The organism is Pseudomonas sp. BAY1663, from assembly GCF_000582595.1.
GTDB lineage: Bacteria > Pseudomonadota > Gammaproteobacteria > Pseudomonadales > Pseudomonadaceae > Stutzerimonas > Stutzerimonas stutzeri_AF.
Genome location: NZ_AZSV01000005.1, coordinates 25,583 through 43,750, shown reverse-complemented (window position 1 = coordinate 43,750; position 18,168 = coordinate 25,583). Strand labels below are relative to the sequence as shown.

At 64.9% G+C, this 18,168-nt stretch carries 17 protein-coding genes, 1 tRNA gene and 1 pseudogene; 3 read left to right on the top strand and 16 right to left on the bottom strand.

Features of this window, described 5'->3' with window-relative positions; all coding sequences use genetic code 11:
• The 6 genes from BAY1663_RS02870 to rpsU all read right to left on the bottom strand — a co-directional run bounded on the left by BAY1663_RS02870 (position 1) and on the right by rpsU (position 5,489).
• Positions 1–77 (bottom strand) — tRNA-Ile (locus BAY1663_RS02870).
• Between the two features lie 57 nt (positions 78–134).
• The gene (cowN, locus tag BAY1663_RS02865) at positions 135–431 is read right to left on the bottom strand and encodes a N(2)-fixation sustaining protein CowN (protein WP_037037834.1); all 297 of its coding nucleotides are present in this window, start codon (positions 429–431) and stop codon (positions 135–137) included.
• Positions 432–509: 78 nt separating this feature from the next.
• Entirely contained in the window at positions 510–1,037 is a 528-nt protein-coding gene (locus BAY1663_RS02860; protein ID WP_256206514.1) for a Crp/Fnr family transcriptional regulator, read from the bottom strand.
• A gap of 234 nt (positions 1,038–1,271) precedes the next feature.
• Complete coding sequence (rpoD, locus tag BAY1663_RS02855) at positions 1,272–3,125, bottom strand: RNA polymerase sigma factor RpoD (protein ID WP_037037832.1); 1,854 nt, start codon at positions 3,123–3,125, stop codon at positions 1,272–1,274.
• Between the two features lie 67 nt (positions 3,126–3,192).
• Positions 3,193–5,136 (bottom strand): DNA primase, encoded by a 1,944-nt coding sequence (gene dnaG / locus BAY1663_RS02850; protein ID WP_037037830.1) that lies wholly within the window; start codon positions 5,134–5,136, stop codon positions 3,193–3,195.
• A gap of 137 nt (positions 5,137–5,273) precedes the next feature.
• Complete coding sequence (rpsU, locus tag BAY1663_RS02845; RefSeq protein WP_003290642.1) at positions 5,274–5,489, bottom strand: 30S ribosomal protein S21; 216 nt, start codon at positions 5,487–5,489, stop codon at positions 5,274–5,276.
• Between the two features lie 194 nt (positions 5,490–5,683).
• Between rpsU and tsaD the strand changes: the two genes are divergently transcribed.
• Entirely contained in the window at positions 5,684–6,709 is a 1,026-nt protein-coding gene (tsaD, locus tag BAY1663_RS02840) for a tRNA (adenosine(37)-N6)-threonylcarbamoyltransferase complex transferase subunit TsaD (protein ID WP_037037828.1), read from the top strand.
• 28 nt (positions 6,710–6,737) lie between these two features.
• On the opposite strand, the gene plsY is transcribed toward tsaD, so the two are convergent.
• Complete coding sequence (gene plsY, locus BAY1663_RS02835) at positions 6,738–7,307, bottom strand: glycerol-3-phosphate 1-O-acyltransferase PlsY (protein WP_037037893.1); 570 nt, start codon at positions 7,305–7,307, stop codon at positions 6,738–6,740.
• A gap of 75 nt (positions 7,308–7,382) precedes the next feature.
• Here plsY and folB point away from each other — a divergent pair, with 75 nt between their 5' ends.
• Together folB and folK are read left to right on the top strand one after the other, a co-directional pair.
• A complete protein-coding gene (gene folB / locus BAY1663_RS02830; RefSeq protein ID WP_037037826.1) occupies positions 7,383–7,736 on the top strand; it encodes a dihydroneopterin aldolase in 354 nt (117 codons plus the stop codon).
• On the top strand, positions 7,727–8,269 hold the full coding sequence (folK, locus tag BAY1663_RS02825) for a 2-amino-4-hydroxy-6-hydroxymethyldihydropteridine diphosphokinase (RefSeq protein ID WP_037037824.1): 543 nt from the start codon (positions 7,727–7,729) through the stop codon (positions 8,267–8,269). The genes folB and folK overlap by 10 nt, the downstream gene beginning before the upstream one ends.
• 8 nt (positions 8,270–8,277) lie before the next feature.
• Here the strand turns inward: folK and BAY1663_RS02820 are convergent, their stop codons facing one another.
• The 9 genes and pseudogenes from BAY1663_RS02820 to pdxA form a co-directional block, all read right to left on the bottom strand.
• Positions 8,278–9,453: a multifunctional CCA addition/repair protein gene (locus BAY1663_RS02820; protein WP_037037822.1), complete on the bottom strand. Its 1,176-nt coding sequence runs from the start codon at positions 9,451–9,453 to the stop codon at positions 8,278–8,280.
• Between the two features lie 81 nt (positions 9,454–9,534).
• Positions 9,535–11,082 carry a SpoVR family protein gene (locus tag BAY1663_RS02815; RefSeq protein ID WP_037037821.1) on the bottom strand — a complete coding sequence of 516 codons (1,548 nt, stop codon included), beginning with the start codon at positions 11,080–11,082 and terminating at the stop codon, positions 9,535–9,537.
• Positions 11,083–11,089: 7 nt separating this feature from the next.
• Positions 11,090–12,361, bottom strand: a complete 1,272-nt coding sequence (locus BAY1663_RS02810) for a YeaH/YhbH family protein (RefSeq protein ID WP_037037819.1) — start codon at positions 12,359–12,361, stop codon at positions 11,090–11,092.
• Positions 12,362–12,443: 82 nt separating this feature from the next.
• Positions 12,444–14,366, bottom strand: a complete 1,923-nt coding sequence (locus BAY1663_RS02805) for a PrkA family serine protein kinase (RefSeq protein ID WP_037037817.1) — start codon at positions 14,364–14,366, stop codon at positions 12,444–12,446.
• Positions 14,367–14,636: 270 nt separating this feature from the next.
• Positions 14,637–14,966: a thiosulfate sulfurtransferase GlpE gene (gene glpE / locus BAY1663_RS02800; RefSeq protein ID WP_037037815.1), complete on the bottom strand. Its 330-nt coding sequence runs from the start codon at positions 14,964–14,966 to the stop codon at positions 14,637–14,639.
• Positions 14,963–15,790 (bottom strand): symmetrical bis(5'-nucleosyl)-tetraphosphatase, encoded by an 828-nt coding sequence (locus BAY1663_RS02795; RefSeq protein ID WP_037037813.1) that lies wholly within the window; start codon positions 15,788–15,790, stop codon positions 14,963–14,965. The genes glpE and BAY1663_RS02795 overlap by 4 nt, the downstream gene beginning before the upstream one ends.
• Positions 15,787–16,169, bottom strand: a pseudogene (gene apaG / locus BAY1663_RS02790) (Co2+/Mg2+ efflux protein ApaG). The gene BAY1663_RS02795 and the pseudogene apaG overlap by 4 nt, the downstream one beginning before the upstream one ends.
• A 37-nt stretch (positions 16,170–16,206) precedes the next feature.
• Entirely contained in the window at positions 16,207–17,001 is a 795-nt protein-coding gene (rsmA, locus tag BAY1663_RS02785) for a 16S rRNA (adenine(1518)-N(6)/adenine(1519)-N(6))-dimethyltransferase RsmA (RefSeq protein WP_037037811.1), read from the bottom strand.
• Positions 17,002–17,134: 133 nt separating this feature from the next.
• Positions 17,135–18,124 (bottom strand): 4-hydroxythreonine-4-phosphate dehydrogenase PdxA, encoded by a 990-nt coding sequence (gene pdxA / locus BAY1663_RS02780; protein WP_037037810.1) that lies wholly within the window; start codon positions 18,122–18,124, stop codon positions 17,135–17,137.
• Positions 18,125–18,168 lie beyond the last annotated feature (44 nt).

The following is an 18,168-nucleotide window of genomic DNA, read 5'->3' as shown; positions in this document are numbered from 1 at the left end:
TGGTGGGCCCACACGGACTCGAACCGTGGACCAAAGGATTATGAGTCCTCTGCTCTAACCAACTGAGCTATAGGCCCCCAGAAGGCCGGCGGATTATACCGGCCGGGTCCGGGGGAGCCAACTGATTGCTGGGCTCAGCAGCAGTCGTCTTCCACCTGCTGCAACAGGGTAACGATCTCACGGTCGCCGTTGCGCTCGAAGAGTTCGTGAATGACGTTGATCTGTGCGTGGAGGATGAGCCGGGCATCGGGCTCGAAGCCATTGCGGTTGCCGATCTTGTCGCGCAAATAACCGCACAGGTGGCAATTGCCGCCATCCTGGCCGATGTAGTACTGAATGCGCGAGTAGAGGGTGCGGATGCTGCGGTCGCATTCGATGTAGGGCAGTGGCTGGTCGCCGGCGACGCTGCGGTAGGTTACGACGCTGGGCATGGTGCGCCTCCGTGTCTGGTTGGGACGACTTCGGTTTGGGGAGGCGCTGATCCTAGAAGATGCCTGCGCATGCGTCTGTCAGCCAGGCGACACCTGGCTGCGCTGTTTCAGCAGGTCGGGGCGGTGAATGTCGAGAATGCCAGGGGCGACGCGAGTGAGAATGCCCTGGCGGGCCAGGCGGCTGATCAGCGAGGAGACGGTTTGCCGGGTTGTGCCGAGCAGGTGGGCAATGTCTTCGGTGCTCAGGTTCAGTTCCAGGCGCTGTACGCCGCTTTCGTGCGAGCGCCCCCTGCGTGCGAGCATGCCGTCGAGGAAGCGCGCCAGGCGGCCTTCGACGTCGCGGAAGGCGAGGTCTTCGATCAGTTGCATGGAGTTGGCCAGGGTCTGGCCCAGTACGCGGATGATGGTCGCTGCGGCGCCGGGAAGTGCCAGCATGCGGCTCAACTGGGCCGTTTCGCCAATCAGTACCTCGCTCGGTTTGAGTGCCTGGAGATAGGCACCGCTGTGGGTGCTGTAGATGTCGCCGGCCTCGAGAAAGGTGAGAGTGTATTCCTTGTCTTCGGAGGCGAGGTACACGCGAATGCGTCCGTTGCGCACGATGAACACGCTGTCGCGTGGGGCGCCTGGACTGCCGAGCAGCTCGCCTTCGACCAGGTTGCGCTGGCGGAAGCCTGGCGCAGGGCGGCTTGTTCCAGAGCCTGGCGGTGTGAGCTGTCGGATCCGTGCATGGCCGTTCGGTCCGTCGTGGGCGAGAGCGGAGGATAGCGCGGTTGGCGGGATGGCGCAGGTTGGTGGCAGCCGGCAGATAGCAAAAGCCCCGGCGGGACCGGGGCTTTGTTTTCACTCGTCGAGGAAGGAGCGCAGGTGCTCGCTTCGCGTCGGGTGGCGCAGCTTGCGCAGTGCCTTGGCTTCGATCTGGCGGATGCGCTCGCGGGTGACGTCGAACTGCTTGCCGACTTCCTCGAGGGTATGGTCGGTGTTCATGTCGATGCCGAAGCGCATGCGCAGGACCTTGGCTTCCCGGGCGGTGAGGCCGGAGAGCACTTCGCGGGTGGCTTCCTTGAGGCTTTCCACGGTCGCCACGTCGATCGGCGATTGCATGGCGGAGTCCTCGATGAAGTCGCCCAGGTGCGAGTCCTCGTCGTCGCCGATCGGGGTTTCCATGGAGATCGGTTCCTTGGCGATCTTCAATACCTTGCGGATCTTGTCCTCGGGCATCTCCATGCGCTCGCCCAGCTCTTCCGGCGTGGGCTCGCGGCCCATCTCTTGCAACATCTGGCGGGAGATGCGGTTGAGCTTGTTGATCGTCTCGATCATGTGCACCGGGATGCGGATGGTGCGTGCCTGGTCGGCGATCGAGCGGGTGATCGCCTGGCGAATCCACCAGGTGGCATAGGTCGAGAACTTGTAGCCGCGGCGGTATTCGAACTTGTCCACCGCCTTCATCAGGCCGATGTTGCCTTCCTGGATCAGGTCGAGGAACTGCAGGCCGCGGTTGGTGTACTTCTTGGCGATGGAGATCACCAGGCGCAGGTTGGCCTCGACCATCTCCTTCTTCGCCCGGCGGGCCTTGGCCTCGCCGATGGACATGCGGCGGTTGATGTCCTTGATGTCGGCGATCGCCAGCGCGCATTCCTGCTCCAGCTCGACCAGCTTCTGCTGGCAGCGCTGGATGTCTTCCTTGCGATTGCCGATGGCTTCGGCGTACTTGCTCTTGCCGTTGGCCAGCTCATCGGCCCAGCCGAGGTTGGTTTCGTTGTTGGGGAACTGGCGCAGGAAGTCGGCACGCGGCATGCGCGCATCGCGCACGCACAATTGCATGATGGCGCGTTCCTGGGCGCGAATCTGGTTCAGGGCGCTGCGCACGCGCTCGACCAGGGCGTCGTACTGCTTGGGTACGAGCTTGATCGGCATGAACAGCGTGGCCAGGGCTTCGAGCTCCTCGGTGGCCTGCTGGCTGGCGCGGCCGTGCTTCTTCAGCGCCTTGTTGGCCTTCTCCAGTTGCTCGGCGACGGCACCGAAGCGCACGCGGGCGACTTCCGGGTCCGGGCCGCCATCGCCTTCTTCCTCTTCGCTGTCGGAGTCGTCTTCGTCCTCGTCGTCCTTGTCGTCGTCCACCGGCTTGCTGGTGGTCTGCGGCGTCTGCGGCTCGACTTCCTGAGGCGCGGCGGCGCCGTCGTCGTCGGGATCGATGTAGCCGCTGAGGATATCGGACAGACGGCCGCCTTCGCTGGTGACGCGCTCGTAGTCGGCGAGGATGCTGTCGACGGTACCGGGGAAGTGGGCGATGGCGCTCATCACTTCGCGAATGCCTTCCTCGATGCGCTTGGCGATCTCGATCTCGCCTTCGCGGGTCAGCAGTTCGACGGTACCCATTTCGCGCATGTACATGCGCACGGGGTCGGTGGTGCGGCCGATGTCGGTCTCGACCGCGGCGAGGGCCGCTGCGGCCTCTTCGGCGGCGGCTTCGTCGGTATCGGCTTCGGCCAACAACAGGGCATCGGCATCCGGAGCGGTCTCGAATACGTTGATGCCCATGTCGTTGATCATGCGAATGATGTCTTCCACCTGTTCCGGATCGGAAATATCCTCCGGCAGGTGGTCGTTGACCTCTGCGTAAGTCAGGTAACCCTGCTCACGGCCACGCTGGATCAACTCTTTGAGGCGGGACTGCTGTTGCGCTTTTCCGGACATATAACCCTATCCACTGAAGGTTCTGGCGGGCTGAAAACAAGCTGAGCATTATAGCCGAGCTAGGACCTCACGCGCCAGTTGAGGTCGATGCAGCGGGTGTCGCGTTGCGACTCAGTAGGTTGCGCAGCTGGTCTTTTTCCTCTGCGCTGAGCTCACCCTGGCGCGCCTTGCGCAGCAGGCCTTCGAGGCTGCGTTCGCGTTGTCGGGCGGCAAGAGTGTTAATGGTGTCGAAAAACTGTTGTTCAAGGTTGTCGGCCGAAATCAGCCATTCCTTCTCGGCCAGGGCGCATAGCAGGCGCCCCTGGTCGGTGCCGTGCCAGCGAGCGATCAGTTGCAGGCTGCGCAGCTTGGGGTTTTTCTGCAGGGCGCCGAGCAGGGCGACCAGCAGTTGGGCGTAGGTGTCGTCCTCTGCGGCGAAATGACTCACATCCTCGACCTTCTGCGCCAGTTCGGGGTGGTGCAGGAGCGTGCGCAGGGTGGACAGTGCCGGTGGCTCGACCGTGGCGGGCGTGCGTGGCGCCCTTGGCTTGAAGTCTGGACGCTGTCCGGATTTTTTCCAGTCCTTCTTCCATTCCTTCTTGCCGCCGCGCGGCTGCTGGAGCGGCTCCTGCGGCTCGAAATAGGCGGCTTCGTCGTACGCCGGGCTGGCATCGTAGTAGATGCTGTCGTCGTAGTGGGGGGCGCTGCCGGCGGATGGCGGAGCCGGTGCGGCCGTCATCTGTTGCAGTGCCTCGCCATTGAGCCCGGTCAGCTCGGTCAGGCGCTGGCGCATCAGTGCGCGCAGGTTGGTGCCGGGGATCTTCTCGATGAGCGGTGCCGCCAGCGTAGCCAGGTGGGCCTTGCCTTCCAGCGAGCGCGGATCGGCCTCTTCGCTCAGTTGCTGGAAGAAATAGTCGGCCAGCGGTTGCGACTGCTGCTGGATGCGCGCGCGGAATGCATCGGTGCCCTCGGCGCGGACCAGGGTGTCCGGGTCTTCGCCGTCGGGCAGGAACAGGAAGCGTGCGCGGCGGCCGTCCTGCAGGTTGGGCAGGGTGGCTTCCAGGGCGCGCCAGGCGGCCTTGCGCCCGGCGGCATCGCCGTCGAAGCAGAACAGCACGCTGGGCACGATGCGGAACAGGCGCTTGAGGTGCTCCTCGCTGGTGGCGGTACCGAGCGTGGCGACGGCATTGCGCAGGCCCTGCTGGGCCAGGGCGATGACGTCCATGTAGCCCTCGACCACCATGATCTCGTCCAGATCGCGGTTGGCCTGGCGCGCTTCGTAGAGCCCGTAGAGCTCCTGGCCCTTGTGGAATACCGGGGTTTCCGGCGAGTTCAGGTACTTGGGCTTGTCGTCGCCCAGCACCCGGCCGCCGAAGGCGATCACGCGGCCACGGCTGTCGCGGATCGGGAACATCACGCGGTCGCGGAAGCGGTCGTAGCGCTTGCCGGTCTCGGCGTTCTCGATCAGCAGGCCGGCGTCGATCAGCGCCTTGTGCTGCAGCGGGTCGCCGCCCAGGTGCTTCATCAGGTTGTCCCAGCCGGGCGGGGCGAAGCCCAGGCCGAAGTCGCGGGCGATCACCCCGGACAGGCCGCGGCCCTTGAGGTATTCCACCGCTGCCTTGCGGGTCGGGTGGCTCTTCAGCGCCTGGCGGTAGTAGTCGGCGGCAGCGGCCAGTAGCGGGTAGAGGGGCGAGTCGACCGGCTGGCGCGGCTTGTGCCGGCGCCCGCTGTCCTCGTGCGGCACCTCCATGCCGGCGCGCTTGGCCAGTTCCTCGACCGCCTGGGGGAAGTCCAGGTTGTCGTGGTCCATGACGAAGCCGAGCGCATTGCCGCCGGCGCCACAGCCGAAGCAGTAGTAGAACTGCTTGTCCGGGCTGACGCTGAAGGAGGGGGTCTTCTCCTTGTGGAAGGGGCAGAGCGCGCTGTAGTTCTTGCCGGTCTTCTTCAGCTGGATGCGCGAGCCGACCACTTCGACGATGTCGGAGCGGTTGAGCAGGTCATCGATGAACGATTGCGGGATCAGTCCGGCCATAGGGGTATCAGGATACGCTCGCAGTGATCAGGCCGGAAACGAAAAAACTCCGGCCATTCGCCGGTTGGCGAAGCGGAGTCTGGTGCAATGCAAAGCCCGGCCTGAGCCGGGCTTGATGCGGTGTCAGCCGTACCGGATCAGTACAGGCGGACGCTGCGGCGCTGCTCGCGCTGCACTTTCTTGGCGTGACGCTTGACGGCGGCAGCGGCTTTGCGCTTGCGCTCGGCGGTCGGCTTCTCGTAGAACTCGCGCGAACGGACTTCGGCCAGAACGCCGGCTTTTTCGCAGGAGCGCTTGAAGCGACGCAGTGCTACGTCGAAGGGTTCATTCTCTTTAACTTTGACAGCGGGCATCCAGGACTTACCTTCACTTGATTACCGGTGGCAACGCGCTTCGGCAAATGACTCGCAAGCACGCTGGTTTTAAGGGTTGCGGATGTTACCCGCTCCAACCATGGAATGCAAAGCCCCTTATCGAAAAGCGCTGGTCGGTCGGATGGCCCGCCGATTAATATGCACGGCTTCTTTCGCCTGAAGGTTTGGAACCCATGCTGGTGCTGGGGCTGGAAACATCCTGCGACGAGACCGGCGTCGCGCTTTATGACAGCGAGCAGGGGCTGTTGGCCGATGCGCTGTTCAGCCAGATCGATCTGCATCGCGTCTACGGCGGCGTGGTGCCCGAGCTGGCTTCCCGGGATCATGTCAAGCGCATGCTGCCGTTGATTCGCCAGGTGCTCGGCGAGGCTGGGCGCGAGGCCGCGCAGATCGACGCCGTGGCCTACACCGCCGGCCCCGGGCTGGTCGGCGCGCTGCTGGTCGGCGCGTCCTGTGCTCAGGCGCTGGCGCTGGCCTGGGGCGTGCCGGCGGTGGGCGTGCATCATATGGAAGGCCATCTGCTGGCGCCGATGCTTGAGGAACAGCCGCCGGCGTTTCCCTTCGTCGCGCTGCTGGTGTCCGGCGGGCATACGCAACTGGTGCGGGTCGACGGCATCGGTCGCTACGAACTGCTTGGCGAGTCGGTGGACGACGCCGCTGGCGAGGCGTTCGACAAGACCGCCAAGCTGATGGGATTGCGTTACCCCGGCGGGCCGGAGATCGCCCGCCTGGCCGATCAGGGCACGCCTGGGCGCTTCGTCTTCCCGCGGCCGATGACCGATCGCCCCGGGCTGGATTTCAGCTTCAGCGGGCTCAAGACCTTCACCCTCAATACCTGGCAGCAATGCCGCGCCGCGGGCGACGAATCCGAACAGACCCGTTGCGACATCGCCCTGGCCTTCCAGCAGGCGGTGGTCGAGACGCTGACCATCAAGTGCCGCCGTGCCTTGAAGCAGACCGGGCTGAAATCGCTGGTCATCGCCGGCGGGGTCAGTGCCAACCAGGCGCTGCGCCAGTCGCTGGAGAAGATGCTCGGCGAGCTGAAGGGGCGGGTGTTCTATGCGCGGCCGCGCTTCTGTACCGACAACGGTGCGATGATCGCCTACGCTGGCTGCCAGCGCCTGCTCGCCGGTCAACAGGACGGCCCGTCGATTTCGGTGCAACCACGCTGGTCGATGGAGACGCTTGCGGCAGTATGACCCCTTGCCCCGGCCTGCGGCTTGCCGCTCAGAAGTGCCTTTCCCGCCCTGCGAACAGGTCGCGCAGATTGCTGCGGTGGCGCCAGACGATCAGCACGGCCAGCACGCTCATCGGCAGCAGGGCCGCCGGTTGTTGCCAGGCCAGCAGCGGCAGGCAGAGGGGCAGGGCGATGAGCGCGGCGAGCGAACTGGTGCGGCTCAAGCGAAACACCAGCAGCCAGGCGACGATGGCCAGCAGTGCGGCCGGAGGGTAGAGGGCGAGCAGGGCGCCGGCGGCAGTGGCGACACCCTTGCCGCCACGAAAACGGAAGTACAGGGGGTAGAGATGGCCGCACACCGCCGCCAGGCCGATCCAGGCCTGTTGCTGGACGGTCAGGCCCAGCCAGGCGGCCAGCAGCACGGGCAGCAGGCCCTTGCACAGGTCGCCGAACAGTGTCCAGATCGCCAGGCGCTTGCCGGCCAGGCGCAGCATGTTGGTGGCGCCGGGGTTGCCGGAACCGCCAACGCGCGGGTCCGGCATTCCGGCCCGGCGGCTGAGCAGAATGGCGAATGACAGCGAACCGATAAGGTAGGCGAGCAGTGTCAGCAGCCAGAACATGGAATCCATCCGGGGCAGGGAGCTCCTGAGTCTAACGGCGCGCCTCGAGCTTGTCGTGCCGTAGGAGAAAGTTGCGTGGATACAGTCTTCATCGAAGGTCTGGAAGTGGATACGGTGATCGGCGCCTATGACTGGGAGCGGGGCATTCGTCAGTGCCTGCAGCTGGACCTGGCGCTGGGCTGGGATATTCGCCCGGCCGCCGAGCATGACGAGCTGGGCAAGGCGCTGGATTATGCCGAGGTCGCCGCGGCGATCGAGCGCTTCGCCGGCGAGGCCCGCTTCGAGCTGGTGGAGACCTTCGCCGAACGCCTGGCGGCAACGCTGATGAGCGAGTTCGGCATCGTCTGGTTGCGCCTGCGGGTGACCAAGCCCGGGGTCAATCCGCGCGCACGCGCGCTGGGCGTGGAGATCGAACGCGGATGTCGCTGACCCCCGTGCTGCTCGGCCTGGGCAGCAATGCCCAGCGCGAAAGCCACCTGCATGCCGGCCTCGACGCCTTGGCCGAGCTGCTGCAGGACATGCGTTGCTCGCCGGTCTTCGAAAGCCTGGCGGTGGGCTACAAGGGCGACAATTTCTACAACCTGGTGGTGGCCGGCAACACCGAGTTGCCGCTGACCGAGCTGGACCGCCGGCTGAAATTCATCGAGGCGGACAATGGTCGCTATGCGCCGGAGCGCAAGGGGCTGCCGCTGGACATCGACGTGCTGCTCTACGATGACCTGGTCGGCAACTTCCATGGCTTGCTGTTGCCGCGCGCGGAAATCCTGAAGAACGCCTTCGTGCTCTGGCCGCTTGCCCTGCTGGCGCCCAGCACCCGCCATCCCGCGCTCGATGAGCGCTTCGCCGAGCTGTGGGCACGCTCGTCCATCGATCAGCAGCTCTGGCCGGTGCCGTTCCAGTGGCGTGGCATCGAGCTGACCCCGCCGGAGCTGCTGCGCGAGCATCCGCCGCTGCAGGGCTGAGCGCCTGCTCAGGCGCTCTGCTGCCGGTAGTCCTCAAGCCGTTCGAGACGCTCGCGCTTGAGCGCCTCGCCCAACTCGGCGCCCTGGTAGCCCTGTTCCAGCAACGGCTTGACCGCCACCGAACGGGCCGTTGTGGCCGCGCCGCGCAGGTAGTCGGCCTGGGGAAAGCCGCGCCGCTCGAAATCCGGGTGCGCGCGGGCGTCCATCTCGCAGGCGGCGAGAAACTGCTCGAAGCGCTCGGGGCGGCGGTAGATGTCGAAATGCTGCAGCAGGTCGAAGAGCGCTTCGGCCGGCAGGTCGCCGGCATGGGCGGCATGATCCTGGTATTGCCCGACCAGCAGGGCCAGCTCCTGGCAGTCACGCGGCGTCTTGCAGCGCCGGTTCACGGCATCGATCAGGCGCACGTCGTTCGCCTCATGGCTGGGCTCCTGGGGCGTCGCGGCGCAGCCCTGCAGCAGGCAGGCCCAGCGTACGGGCAGCGGTTGCCCGTGTGTCGCGCACTGGCGCAGCACGCCGAACAGGTGTGCGCCGCGGTCGTGTTCGATCACGGCCTCCACTTCCGGCCACAGCTCGGCCAGGGCGCCGCAATCGTGCAGCACCTGGACGAACACGTCCGGGCGCGGCTCCATCAGTGCACGGGAGATTTCCTTCCAGCTGCGCTCCGGCGTCAACGCCGACAGCTCGCCGGAGCGGGCCAGCTGGCGCATCAGCGCGCGGGTTTCCTCGGCGACGCTGAAGCCGAGCCCGGCATAGCGCGCGGCGAAGCGGGCGACGCGCAGCACGCGCAACGGGTCCTCGGCGAAGGCGGGGGAGACATGCCGCAGCAGGCGCGCCTGGAGGTCGCGCTGGCCGCCGTAAGGGTCGACAAGGTGCCCGGCTTCGTCCTCGGCCATGGCGTTGATGGTGAGATCGCGACGGATCAGGTCGTCCTCGAGGGTGACGTCGGGGCTGGCGTAGAAGGTGAAGCCGCCGTAGCCGCGGCCGCTCTTGCGTTCGGTGCGTGCCAGCGCGTATTCCTCGCCGGTCTGCGGATGCAGGAATACCGGGAAATCGGCACCGACCGGGCGGAAGCCCCTGGCCTGCATCTCCTCGGCGCTGGCGCCGACCACCACCCAGTCCACCTCGCTCACCGCGCGGCCCAACAGGCGATCGCGCACTGCGCCGCCGACTTTGTAGATCTGCATTGTTCACCTCCGTTGGCGCGGAGGATAAAGGATAAGCGCGCCCGGGCCATCCCTTGCCGCGAGTGGCGCCGGGCGCGCTCCTCAGGCGAAGTTCATGCCCGGGAAGCGGCTTTCGGTTTCCGCCTCGCCGTTGCTGCGCGGCGGCATGTGGTGGCTGTCGACCAGTTTGTCGTCCTGCATCGACTGCAAATGCACATCGAAGCCCCACAGCCGGTGCAGGTGCTTGAGCACTTCGTCGGTGGAGCTGCCCAGCGGTTTGCGGTCGTGTTGCTGGTGACGCAGGGTCAGCGAGCGGTCGCCGCGGCGATCGACGTTCCACACCTGCACGTTGGGTTCGCGGTTGCCGAGGTTGTATTGCGCGGCCAGCAACTCGCGGATGGTGTGGTAGCCGCCTTCGTCGTGGATCGCCGGCACCAGCAGTTCGTCCTTGCGGTCGTCGTCGAGGATGCTGAACAGCTTGAGGTCGCGGATCACCTTGGGCGAGAGGAATTGCAGGATGAAGCTCTCGTCCTTGAAGTTGGCCATGGCGAACTTGACCGTGGTCAGCCAGTCGCTGCCGGCGATGTCCGGGAACCAGCGCTTGTCCTCCTCGGTGGGGTGTTCGCAGATGCGGCGGATGTCCTGGTACATGGCGAAGCCTAGGGTGTAGGGGTTGATGCCGCTGTAGTAGGGGCTGTCGAAGCCCGGCTGGTAGATCACGCTGGTGTGCGACTGGAGGAATTCCATCATGAAGCCGTCGGTCACCAACCCTTCGTCGTAGAGGTCGTTGAGCAATGTGTAGTGCCAGAAGGTCGCCCAGCCTTCGTTCATGACCTGGGTCTGGCGCTGCGGGTAGAAGTACTGCGCGATCTTGCGCACGATGCGCACCACTTCGCGCTGCCAGGGTTCCAACAGCGGTGCGTGCTTCTCGATGAAGTAGAGGATGTTCTCCTGCGGCTCGGCCGGGAAGCGCTGGTCGCGTTCGCGCTCGTCGCCCTTGTCGCCGGCCTTGGGAATGGTCCGCCAGAGATCGTTGATCTGCTTTTGCAGGTGCTCCTCGCGATCCTTCTGCCGCCGCCGTTCTTCTTCCGCGGAAATGGGGTAGGGCCGCTTGTAGCGGTCGACGCCATAGTTCATCAGCGCATGGCAGGAATCGAGCAGGTCTTCCACCGCTTCGATGCCGTGGCGCTCCTCGCACTGGGTGATGTACTGCTTGGCGAACACCAGGTAGTCGATGATCGAGCTGGCGTCGGTCCAGGTGCGGAACAGGTAGTTGCCCTTGAAGAAGCTGTTGTGGCCGTAGCTGGCGTGGGCGATCACCAGCGCCTGCATGGTCATGGTGTTCTCTTCCATGAGGTAGGCGATGCACGGGTCGGAATTGATCACGATCTCGTAGGCCAGGCCCATCTGGCCGCGCTTGTAGTGCTTCTCGGTGTGCAGGAACTGCTTGCCATAGGACCAGTGGTGGTAGCCCAGCGGCATGCCCACCGAGGCGTAGGCATCCATCATCTGTTCGGCGGTGATCACCTCGATCTGGTTGGGGTAGGTGTCCAGCGCGTAGCGTTCGGCGATCCGGCCGATTTCGCGGTCGTAGGCGCGGATCAGGTCGAAGGTCCATTCCGAGCCGGTGGAAATGGGCTGTCGTTTCATGCGCACCTCAACTGGTCATCCGCCGCTGGAAGAGTTCGCGGAACACCGGGTAGATGTCCGCCGCGCTCACCAGTTGCTGTTGGGCGAACGCCTCGGCGAAGGTTTCGGCCACCTGGTTGTACTCGTACCAGAGCGCCTGGTGCTCGCGTGGGGTGATTTCGACGTAGGTGAAATACTGCACGAAGGGCATGATCTGGTTGATCAGGATGTCGCGGCACAGCGGCGAATCGTCGTTCCAGTTGTCGCCGTCGGAGGCCTGCGCGGCGTAGATGTTCCACTCGTTGGCCGGATAACGCTCGGCCATGATCTCCTGCATCATCTTCAGCGCGCTGGAGACGATGGTGCCGCCGGTTTCCCGCGAGTAGAAGAATTCCTCCTCGTCGACTTCCTTGGCGCTGGTGTGGTGGCGGATGAACACCACGTCGATCTTGTCGTAGTTCCGCTTGAGGAACAGATAGAGCAGGATGAAGAAGCGCTTGGCGATGTCCTTGGTCGCCTGGGTCATCGAGCCGGAGACGTCCATCAGGCAGAACATCACCGCCTTGGAGCTGGGGTTGGGCTGCTTGACCAGCAGGTTGTACTTGAGGTCGAAGGTGTCGAGGAACGGCACGCGGTTGATGCGCGCCTTGAGCCGTTCGATTTCCTCCTCCGCCGCCTTGATGTCGCCGAAGTTGTGCGGCTCCTCCAGGCGCAACCGTTCCAGTTCTAGCTTCAATTCGCGCAGCCGCGAACGGCTGCTGCCGGACAGCGCGATGCGTCGGGCATGCGCCGAGCGCAGGGTGCGCACGATGTTGATCCGCGACGGGTTGCCTTCGTTGGCGATGCCGGCGCGCACCGTCTTGAAGGTATCGGCGCCGGTGAGGTGGCGCTTGACCAGGTTGGGCAGTTCCAGGTCCTCGAACATGAAGTCGAGAAATTCCTCCTGGGTGATCTGGAACACGAAGTCGTCCATGCCTTCGCCGCTGTTGCTGGCCTGGCCGGCGCCCTGGCCGCCGCCGCCACCCTGCGGCCGCGGGATGCGCTCGCCGGCGATGAATTCCTTGTTGCCGGGGTGGACGATGGTCTGGCGTCCGCCGCGGCCGTGGTGCAGCACCGGCTCGTCGATGTCGCGGCCGGGGATGCTGATCTGTTCGCCATGTTCCATATCGGTGATGGAACGACGGCCAACGGCTTCCTCCACCGCTTTCTTGATGTGCCCACGGTAGCGCTGCAGGAAGCGCTGGCGGTTCACCGTGCTTTTGTTCTTGCCATTCAGGCGACGGTCGATCACGTAGCTCATAGGCCCTCCGGGCTAGGCTGAAAAGCATAGACCCGAAGCCGGAAGCGGAGCGTTCCGTTCCCGGCTTCAGGCTTCCAGCCGCTTACTGCGATTTACGCACCCGCAGATACCACTCGGAGAGCAGGCGAACCTGCTTCTCGGTATAGCCGCGCTCTACCATGCGCACGACAAAATCGTTGTGCTTCTTCTGGTCTTCCTTGCTGGCCTTGGCGTTGAAGCTGATGACCGGCAGCAGGTCCTCGGTGTTGGAGAACATCTTCTTCTCGATGACCACGCGCAGCTTCTCGTAGGACAGCCACGACGGGTTCTTGCCGTTGTTGTTGGCGCGGGCGCGCAGCACGAAGTTGACGATCTCGTTGCGGAAATCCTTCGGGTTGCTGATGCCGGCCGGCTTCTCGATCTTCTCCAGCTCCTCGTTGAGCGCCACGCGGTTGAGGATCTCGCCGGTTTCCGGGTCGCGGTATTCCTGGTCCTGGATCCAGAAGTCGGCGTACAGCACGTAGCGGTCGAAGATGTTCTGCCCGTACTCGCTGTAGGACTCGAGGTAGGCGGTCTGGATTTCCTTGCCGATGAACTCGACGTAGCGCGGCGCCAGGTATTCCTTGATGAAGCGCAGGTAGCGCTCGCGCACCTCGGCGGGGAACTGTTCCTGCTCGATCTGCTGCTCCAGCACGTAGAGCAGGTGCACCGGGTTGGCGGCGATCTCGTGGGGGTCGAAGTTGAAGACCTTGGAGAGGATCTTGAAGGCGAAGCGGGTGGAAAGCCCGTTCATGCCCTCGTCGACCCCGGCCGCGTCGCGGTATTCCTGGATCGACTTGGCCTTGGGGTCGGTGTCCTTCAGGTTCTCGCCGTCATAGACACGCATCTTCGAGTAGATGTTGGAGTTCTCCGGCTCCTTGAGCCGCGACAGTACCGAGAACTGGGCCAGCATCTTCAGCGTATCCGGTGCGCAATGCGCCTGGGACAACGAGCTGTTGGTCAACAGCTTGTCGTAGATCTTGATTTCGTCGCTGACCCGCAGGCAGTAGGGCACCTTGACGATGTAGATGCGGTCGATGAAGGCCTCGTTGTTCTTGTTGTTGCGGAAGCTGTGCCATTCCGATTCGTTGGAGTGGGCCAGCAGGATGCCGCTGTAGGGGATCGCGCCGAGGCCCTCGGTGCTGTTGTAGTTGCCCTCCTGGGTGGCGGTCAGCAGCGGGTGCAGCACCTTGATCGGCGCCTTGAACATCTCGACGAATTCCATCAGGCCCTGGTTGGCCCGGCACAGGGCGCCGGAGTAGCTGTAGGCGTCGGGATCGTTCTGCGGGAATTCCTCCAGCTTGCGGATATCCACCTTGCCCACCAGCGAGGAGATGTCCTGGTTGTTCTCGTCGCCCGGCTCGGTCTTGGCCACGGCGATCTGGTTGAGGATCGAGGGGTAGAGCTTGACCACGCGGAACTGGCTGATGTCGCCGCCGAATTCCTGCAGGCGCTTGGTCGCCCAGGGCGACATGATGCTGTTGAGGTAGCGCCGCGGGATGCCGTAGTCCTCTTCGAGGATCTGCGCGTCCTCGGCGGGGTTGAACAGGCCGAGCGGCGACTCGAAGACCGGCGAGCCCTTGATGGCGTAGAACGGCACGTGCTCCATCAATTGCTTGAGCTTTTCCGCCAGCGAGGACTTGCCGCCACCGACCGGGCCGAGCAGGTAGAGGATCTGTTTCTTCTCCTCCAGGCCCTGGGCGGCATGGCGGAAGTAGGACACGATCTGGTCGATGCATTCCTCCATGCCATGGAAGTCGGCGAAGGCCGGGTAACGGCGGATCACCTTGTTGGAGAAGATGCGCGACAGCCGCGGGTCGGTGGAGGTGTCCACCAGTTCGGGCTCGCCGATGGCCGTCAGCAGCCGCTCGGCGGCGCTGGCATAGGTTCCCGGGTCCTGCTTGCACAGATCGAGGTATTCCTGGAGCGAATACTCTTCCTGGCGGGTCGCTTCGAATCGTTGCTGGAAGTGGCTGAAAATGCTCATGACTTCACCTCGGTCGATGCACGAATGGCGTGTCATCAGGCATCCTGGAGCCCGGCCGAAGTGGCGGCCAGTGGAGTTCCCCCGAACACCTAATGGTCGAAACCCTGAATTCCGGTAGCCGTTTCCCGGCTTTCATTCATTGGATGGCCTGAACTCAAGGATAGTTCGGATTCGGCGTGGTCAAGAAGAGCGAATGCATTTAGGCCCTGCCGTTCGGCTGGCGGCAGGGCTCAGGCCGCGGCTGGCGCGGCACCGGCGGGAAATATTTTTTTACGCTTGCTCGTCGCGCTCGACATGCGCGGGGTAGGCGTGGCGCCAGAGCTCGAAACCGCCGTCGAGGCTGTAGACCTCGGAAAAACCCTGGTTGGCCAGGTAGGCTGCGGCGCTCTGGCTGGAATGGCCGTGGTAGCAGGTCACGATCAGCGGCTGGTCGAGGTCGGCGGCGGCGATGAAGTCCGGCAGCGAATGGTTGTCCAGGTGCACGGAACCGGCAATATGCCCGTTGGCATAGCTGTGCGGGTCGCGGATGTCGACGACCACCGCGCCGGCTTCGCGCATGGCCAGGGCCTGTTCGGGGGCGATGCGTTTGAAGTCGGTCATAGCGGTTTCCCGTGGTCGCAGTTGCAGCGATGCAGCTCGCCGCTGTCGAGGTTCATCAGCGTCATGGCATTGCCCCAGACGCAGCCGGTATCCAGGGCGAAGACGTTCGGCTCGTCGCAGCGGCCTTCGAGGGCGGCCCAGTGGCCGAAGATCAGCTTGACGTTGCGGGTCTTGCGGCCCGGATGGCTGAACCAGGGCGCGTAGCCGGACGGTGCGCTGTCGACGCCTTCCTTGGCTTCCAGGTCGAGGGTGCCGTCGGCCTTGCAGAAGCGCATGCGGGTGAAATAGTTGGTGATCAGGCGCAGGCGCGGCACGCCGTGCAGCTCCTTGCTCCACTTGGCCGGCTGGTTGCCGTACATGCCGTCGAGGAACGGCAGCAGCAGGGCGTCGTCCTGCAAGGCCTGTTCGACTTCGGCCGCGCGCCGGAGCGCCTTCTCCAGCGTCCATTGCGGCGGGATGCCCGCATGCACCAGCACGGTATGCCGCTCGGCGTCGTAGTGGATGAGCTTCTGGCGGCGCAGCCAGTCGATCAGGTCGTTGCGGTCGGGCGCGGCGAGAATCGGCTTGAGGGTATCGGATTTGCGCAGGCGCTCGATGTCATGCGCCACGGCCAGTAGATGCAGGTCGTGGTTGCCGAGCACGGTGATGGCGGCCCCTTCGAGGTCGCGGACGAAGCGCAGGGCCTCCAGCGATTGCGGGCCACGGTTGACCAGATCGCCGGCCAGCCACAGGCAGTCGCGCGACGGGCTGAAATCGACCCGCTGCAACAGGCATTTCAGGGGTTCCAGGCAACCCTGCAGGTCGCCGACGGCATAAGTGGTCAATGCAGTGCTCCGGGTACGGCCAGGCGGAACGGCGCGATGACGGCGTCGAAGCGGTGCCCATCCTCCGCCAGCATCTGATAGCTGCCCTGCATGCTGCCGACGCAGGTCGCAACAGGGTGCCGCTGGTATAGACATGGTGTTCGCCCGGGGCGATCAGCGGCTGTTCGCCGATGACCCCGGCGCCGCGCACTTCCTGCACCTGGCCATCGCCATCGGTGATGATCCAGTGCCGCGAAAGCAGCTGCGCCGCAATCTCGCCAGTGTTTTCGATGGTTACCGTGTAGGCAAAGGCGTAGCGGTTTTGTTCCGGCTCCGACTGTGCGGCCAGGTAGCGGGGCGTGACGCTGACATCGATGCGATAGCGTTGATCTTCGGACATTAGCCGGCTCGCTGGAGTGCAGCCCGGGACCGTGGCCCTAGCTGCGCTCGGTCAGTTGATCGGAAAGGCGGACGAAGGCCGCCAGGTCCAGCTGCTCGGGGCGCAGGCTGCCATCCACCTCGGCGGCCTCGATGGCCTGCGCGTCGAGCAACCCCTTGAGGGTATTGCGCAAGGTCTTGCGACGCTGGTTGAAGGCCTCGCGCACGACGCGTTCCAGCTGGCGGTGATCACGCGCCGGATGCGGCAGTGTCTCGTGGGGCACCAGCCGGACGATGGCCGAATCGACCTTGGGCGCCGGGTTGAAGGCGCCCGGACCGACGTTGAACAGATGCTCCACGCGGCAGTGGTACTGCACCATGATAGACAGCCGGCCCCAGTCGCCGCCGCCTGGCTGAGCGGCCAGGCGTTCGACCACTTCCTTCTGCAGCATGAAGTGCATGTCGCGGATCAGCCGCGCATGGTCGAGCAGGTGGAAGATCAGCGGCGTGGAGATGTTGTAGGGCAGGTTGCCGACGATGCGCAGGCTGGCCGGCTGGTCGCTGAGGCGAGCGAAGTCGAACTTCAGCGCATCGCCCTGGTGCAGGGCGAAATTGGCCCGCTCGGCGAATTTGCTTTGCAGGATCGGGATCAGATCCAGATCGAGTTCGACCACGTCCAGGTGCGCGCCGCTGTCGAGCAGCCCCTCGGTGAGTGCGCCCTGGCCAGGGCCGATCTCGACCAGACGCTCACCTTCCTTGGCATGAATCGCCCGCAGGATGCGGTGGATCACCCCGGCGTCGTGCAGGAAGTTCTGGCCGAAGCGCTTGCGCGCACGGTGTTGATAGTCGGACATGAAGGCAGCTCCAAGCTTCAAGCCGCAAGCGTCAAGCAAGAGCGTAAAGCGAAAAATGAAAGGTGCGAAGCTTACCAGCTGAGTCGCCGGGCCGGCACCCATTGCGAAACGGATGCCGGGGCGGACCGGCTTCCTAAGCGGCGCCTGACATCTGATAGGCCGTTTCCAGGGCGACCTGCAGGCTGCCGATGTCGACGCGGCCGGTCCCGGCCAGGTCCAGCGCGGTGCCGTGGTCCACCGAGGTGCGTACGATCGGCAGGCCGAGGGTGACATTGACCGCGGCGCCGAAGCCCTTGTACTTGAGCACCGGCAGGCCCTGGTCGTGGTACATCGCCAGAACGGCGTCGCAGCGTTCGAGATGCTTCGGCGTGAACAGCGTGTCGGCCGGCAGCGGGCCGATCAGATTCATCCCTTCGCCACGCAGTTGCTCGAGTGCCGGCTCGATGATCTCGATTTCTTCGCGCCCCAGGTGGCCGCCTTCGCCCGCGTGGGGATTCAGGCCGCAGACCAGGATGCGCGGCTGCGCGATGCCGAACTTGCCGACGAGATCGGCGTGCAGGATACGCGTGACCCGCTGCAGGCGCTCGGCGGTGATCGCGGCAGCGACGTCCTTGAGCGGCAGGTGGGTGGTGACCAGCGCCACGCGCAGGCCATGCGTGGCCAGCATCATCACCACCTGCTCGGTGTGGGTCAGCTCGGCGAGGAATTCGGTGTGCCCGGAGAAGGGAATGCCGGCTTCGTTGATCACGCCCTTGTGCACCGGGGCGGTGATCATGCCGGCGAAGCTGCCGTCCAGGCAGCCGCGCCCGGCGCGGGTCAACGTCTCCAGCACATAGCGGGCGTTGCGCGGGTCGAGCTGGCCTGCCGTCACCGGCGCGGCGAGCGGGGTGTCCCAGACGTACAGGCAGTTGGCCGGCGCCGGTTCGCTTGGCCAGTTCTGCGGCCCGGCATCGCGCAGTTCGATGGTCAGCCCCAGTTGCTCGGCACGCTGCGCCAGCAGGGCACGACTGGCAATGGCCACCAGGGCTTGCGGTTGTGCCTGGCGCGCCAGCAGCAGACAGAGATCCGGGCCGATGCCGGCCGGTTCGCCAGGGGTGAGAACGAAGGGGCGGGAAAGAGTCATCGGCGTGCTCTCGACATGGGGCGGTGGTTGCCCGCCGGAAATGA

Excerpts from the sequence above, each read along its gene's own strand:
- rpsU (WP_003290642.1), bottom strand. The coding sequence starts at position 5,489 with ATGCCCGCTGTCAAAGTTAAAGAGAATGAACCCTTCGACGTAGCACTG.
- dnaG (WP_037037830.1), bottom strand. The coding sequence starts at position 5,136 with ATGGCCGGACTGATCCCGCAATCGTTCATCGATGACCTGCTCAACCGC.
- glpE (WP_037037815.1), bottom strand. The coding sequence starts at position 14,966 with ATGACCGACTTCAAACGCATCGCCCCCGAACAGGCCCTGGCCATGCGC.
- rsmA (WP_037037811.1), bottom strand. The coding sequence starts at position 17,001 with ATGTCCGACTATCAACACCGTGCGCGCAAGCGCTTCGGCCAGAACTTC.
- BAY1663_RS02805 (WP_037037817.1), bottom strand. The coding sequence starts at position 14,366 with ATGAGCATTTTCAGCCACTTCCAGCAACGATTCGAAGCGACCCGCCAG.
- BAY1663_RS02815 (WP_037037821.1), bottom strand. The coding sequence starts at position 11,082 with ATGAAACGACAGCCCATTTCCACCGGCTCGGAATGGACCTTCGACCTG.
- cowN (WP_037037834.1), bottom strand. The coding sequence starts at position 431 with ATGCCCAGCGTCGTAACCTACCGCAGCGTCGCCGGCGACCAGCCACTG.
- pdxA (WP_037037810.1), bottom strand. The coding sequence starts at position 18,124 with ATGACTCTTTCCCGCCCCTTCGTTCTCACCCCTGGCGAACCGGCCGGC.
- tsaD (WP_037037828.1), top strand. The coding sequence starts at position 5,684 with ATGCTGGTGCTGGGGCTGGAAACATCCTGCGACGAGACCGGCGTCGCG.
- BAY1663_RS02820 (WP_037037822.1), bottom strand. The coding sequence starts at position 9,453 with ATGCAGATCTACAAAGTCGGCGGCGCAGTGCGCGATCGCCTGTTGGGC.
- BAY1663_RS02810 (WP_037037819.1), bottom strand. The coding sequence starts at position 12,361 with ATGAGCTACGTGATCGACCGTCGCCTGAATGGCAAGAACAAAAGCACG.
- rpoD (WP_037037832.1), bottom strand. The coding sequence starts at position 3,125 with ATGTCCGGAAAAGCGCAACAGCAGTCCCGCCTCAAAGAGTTGATCCAG.
- folK (WP_037037824.1), top strand. The coding sequence starts at position 7,727 with ATGTCGCTGACCCCCGTGCTGCTCGGCCTGGGCAGCAATGCCCAGCGC.
- plsY (WP_037037893.1), bottom strand. The coding sequence starts at position 7,307 with ATGTTCTGGCTGCTGACACTGCTCGCCTACCTTATCGGTTCGCTGTCA.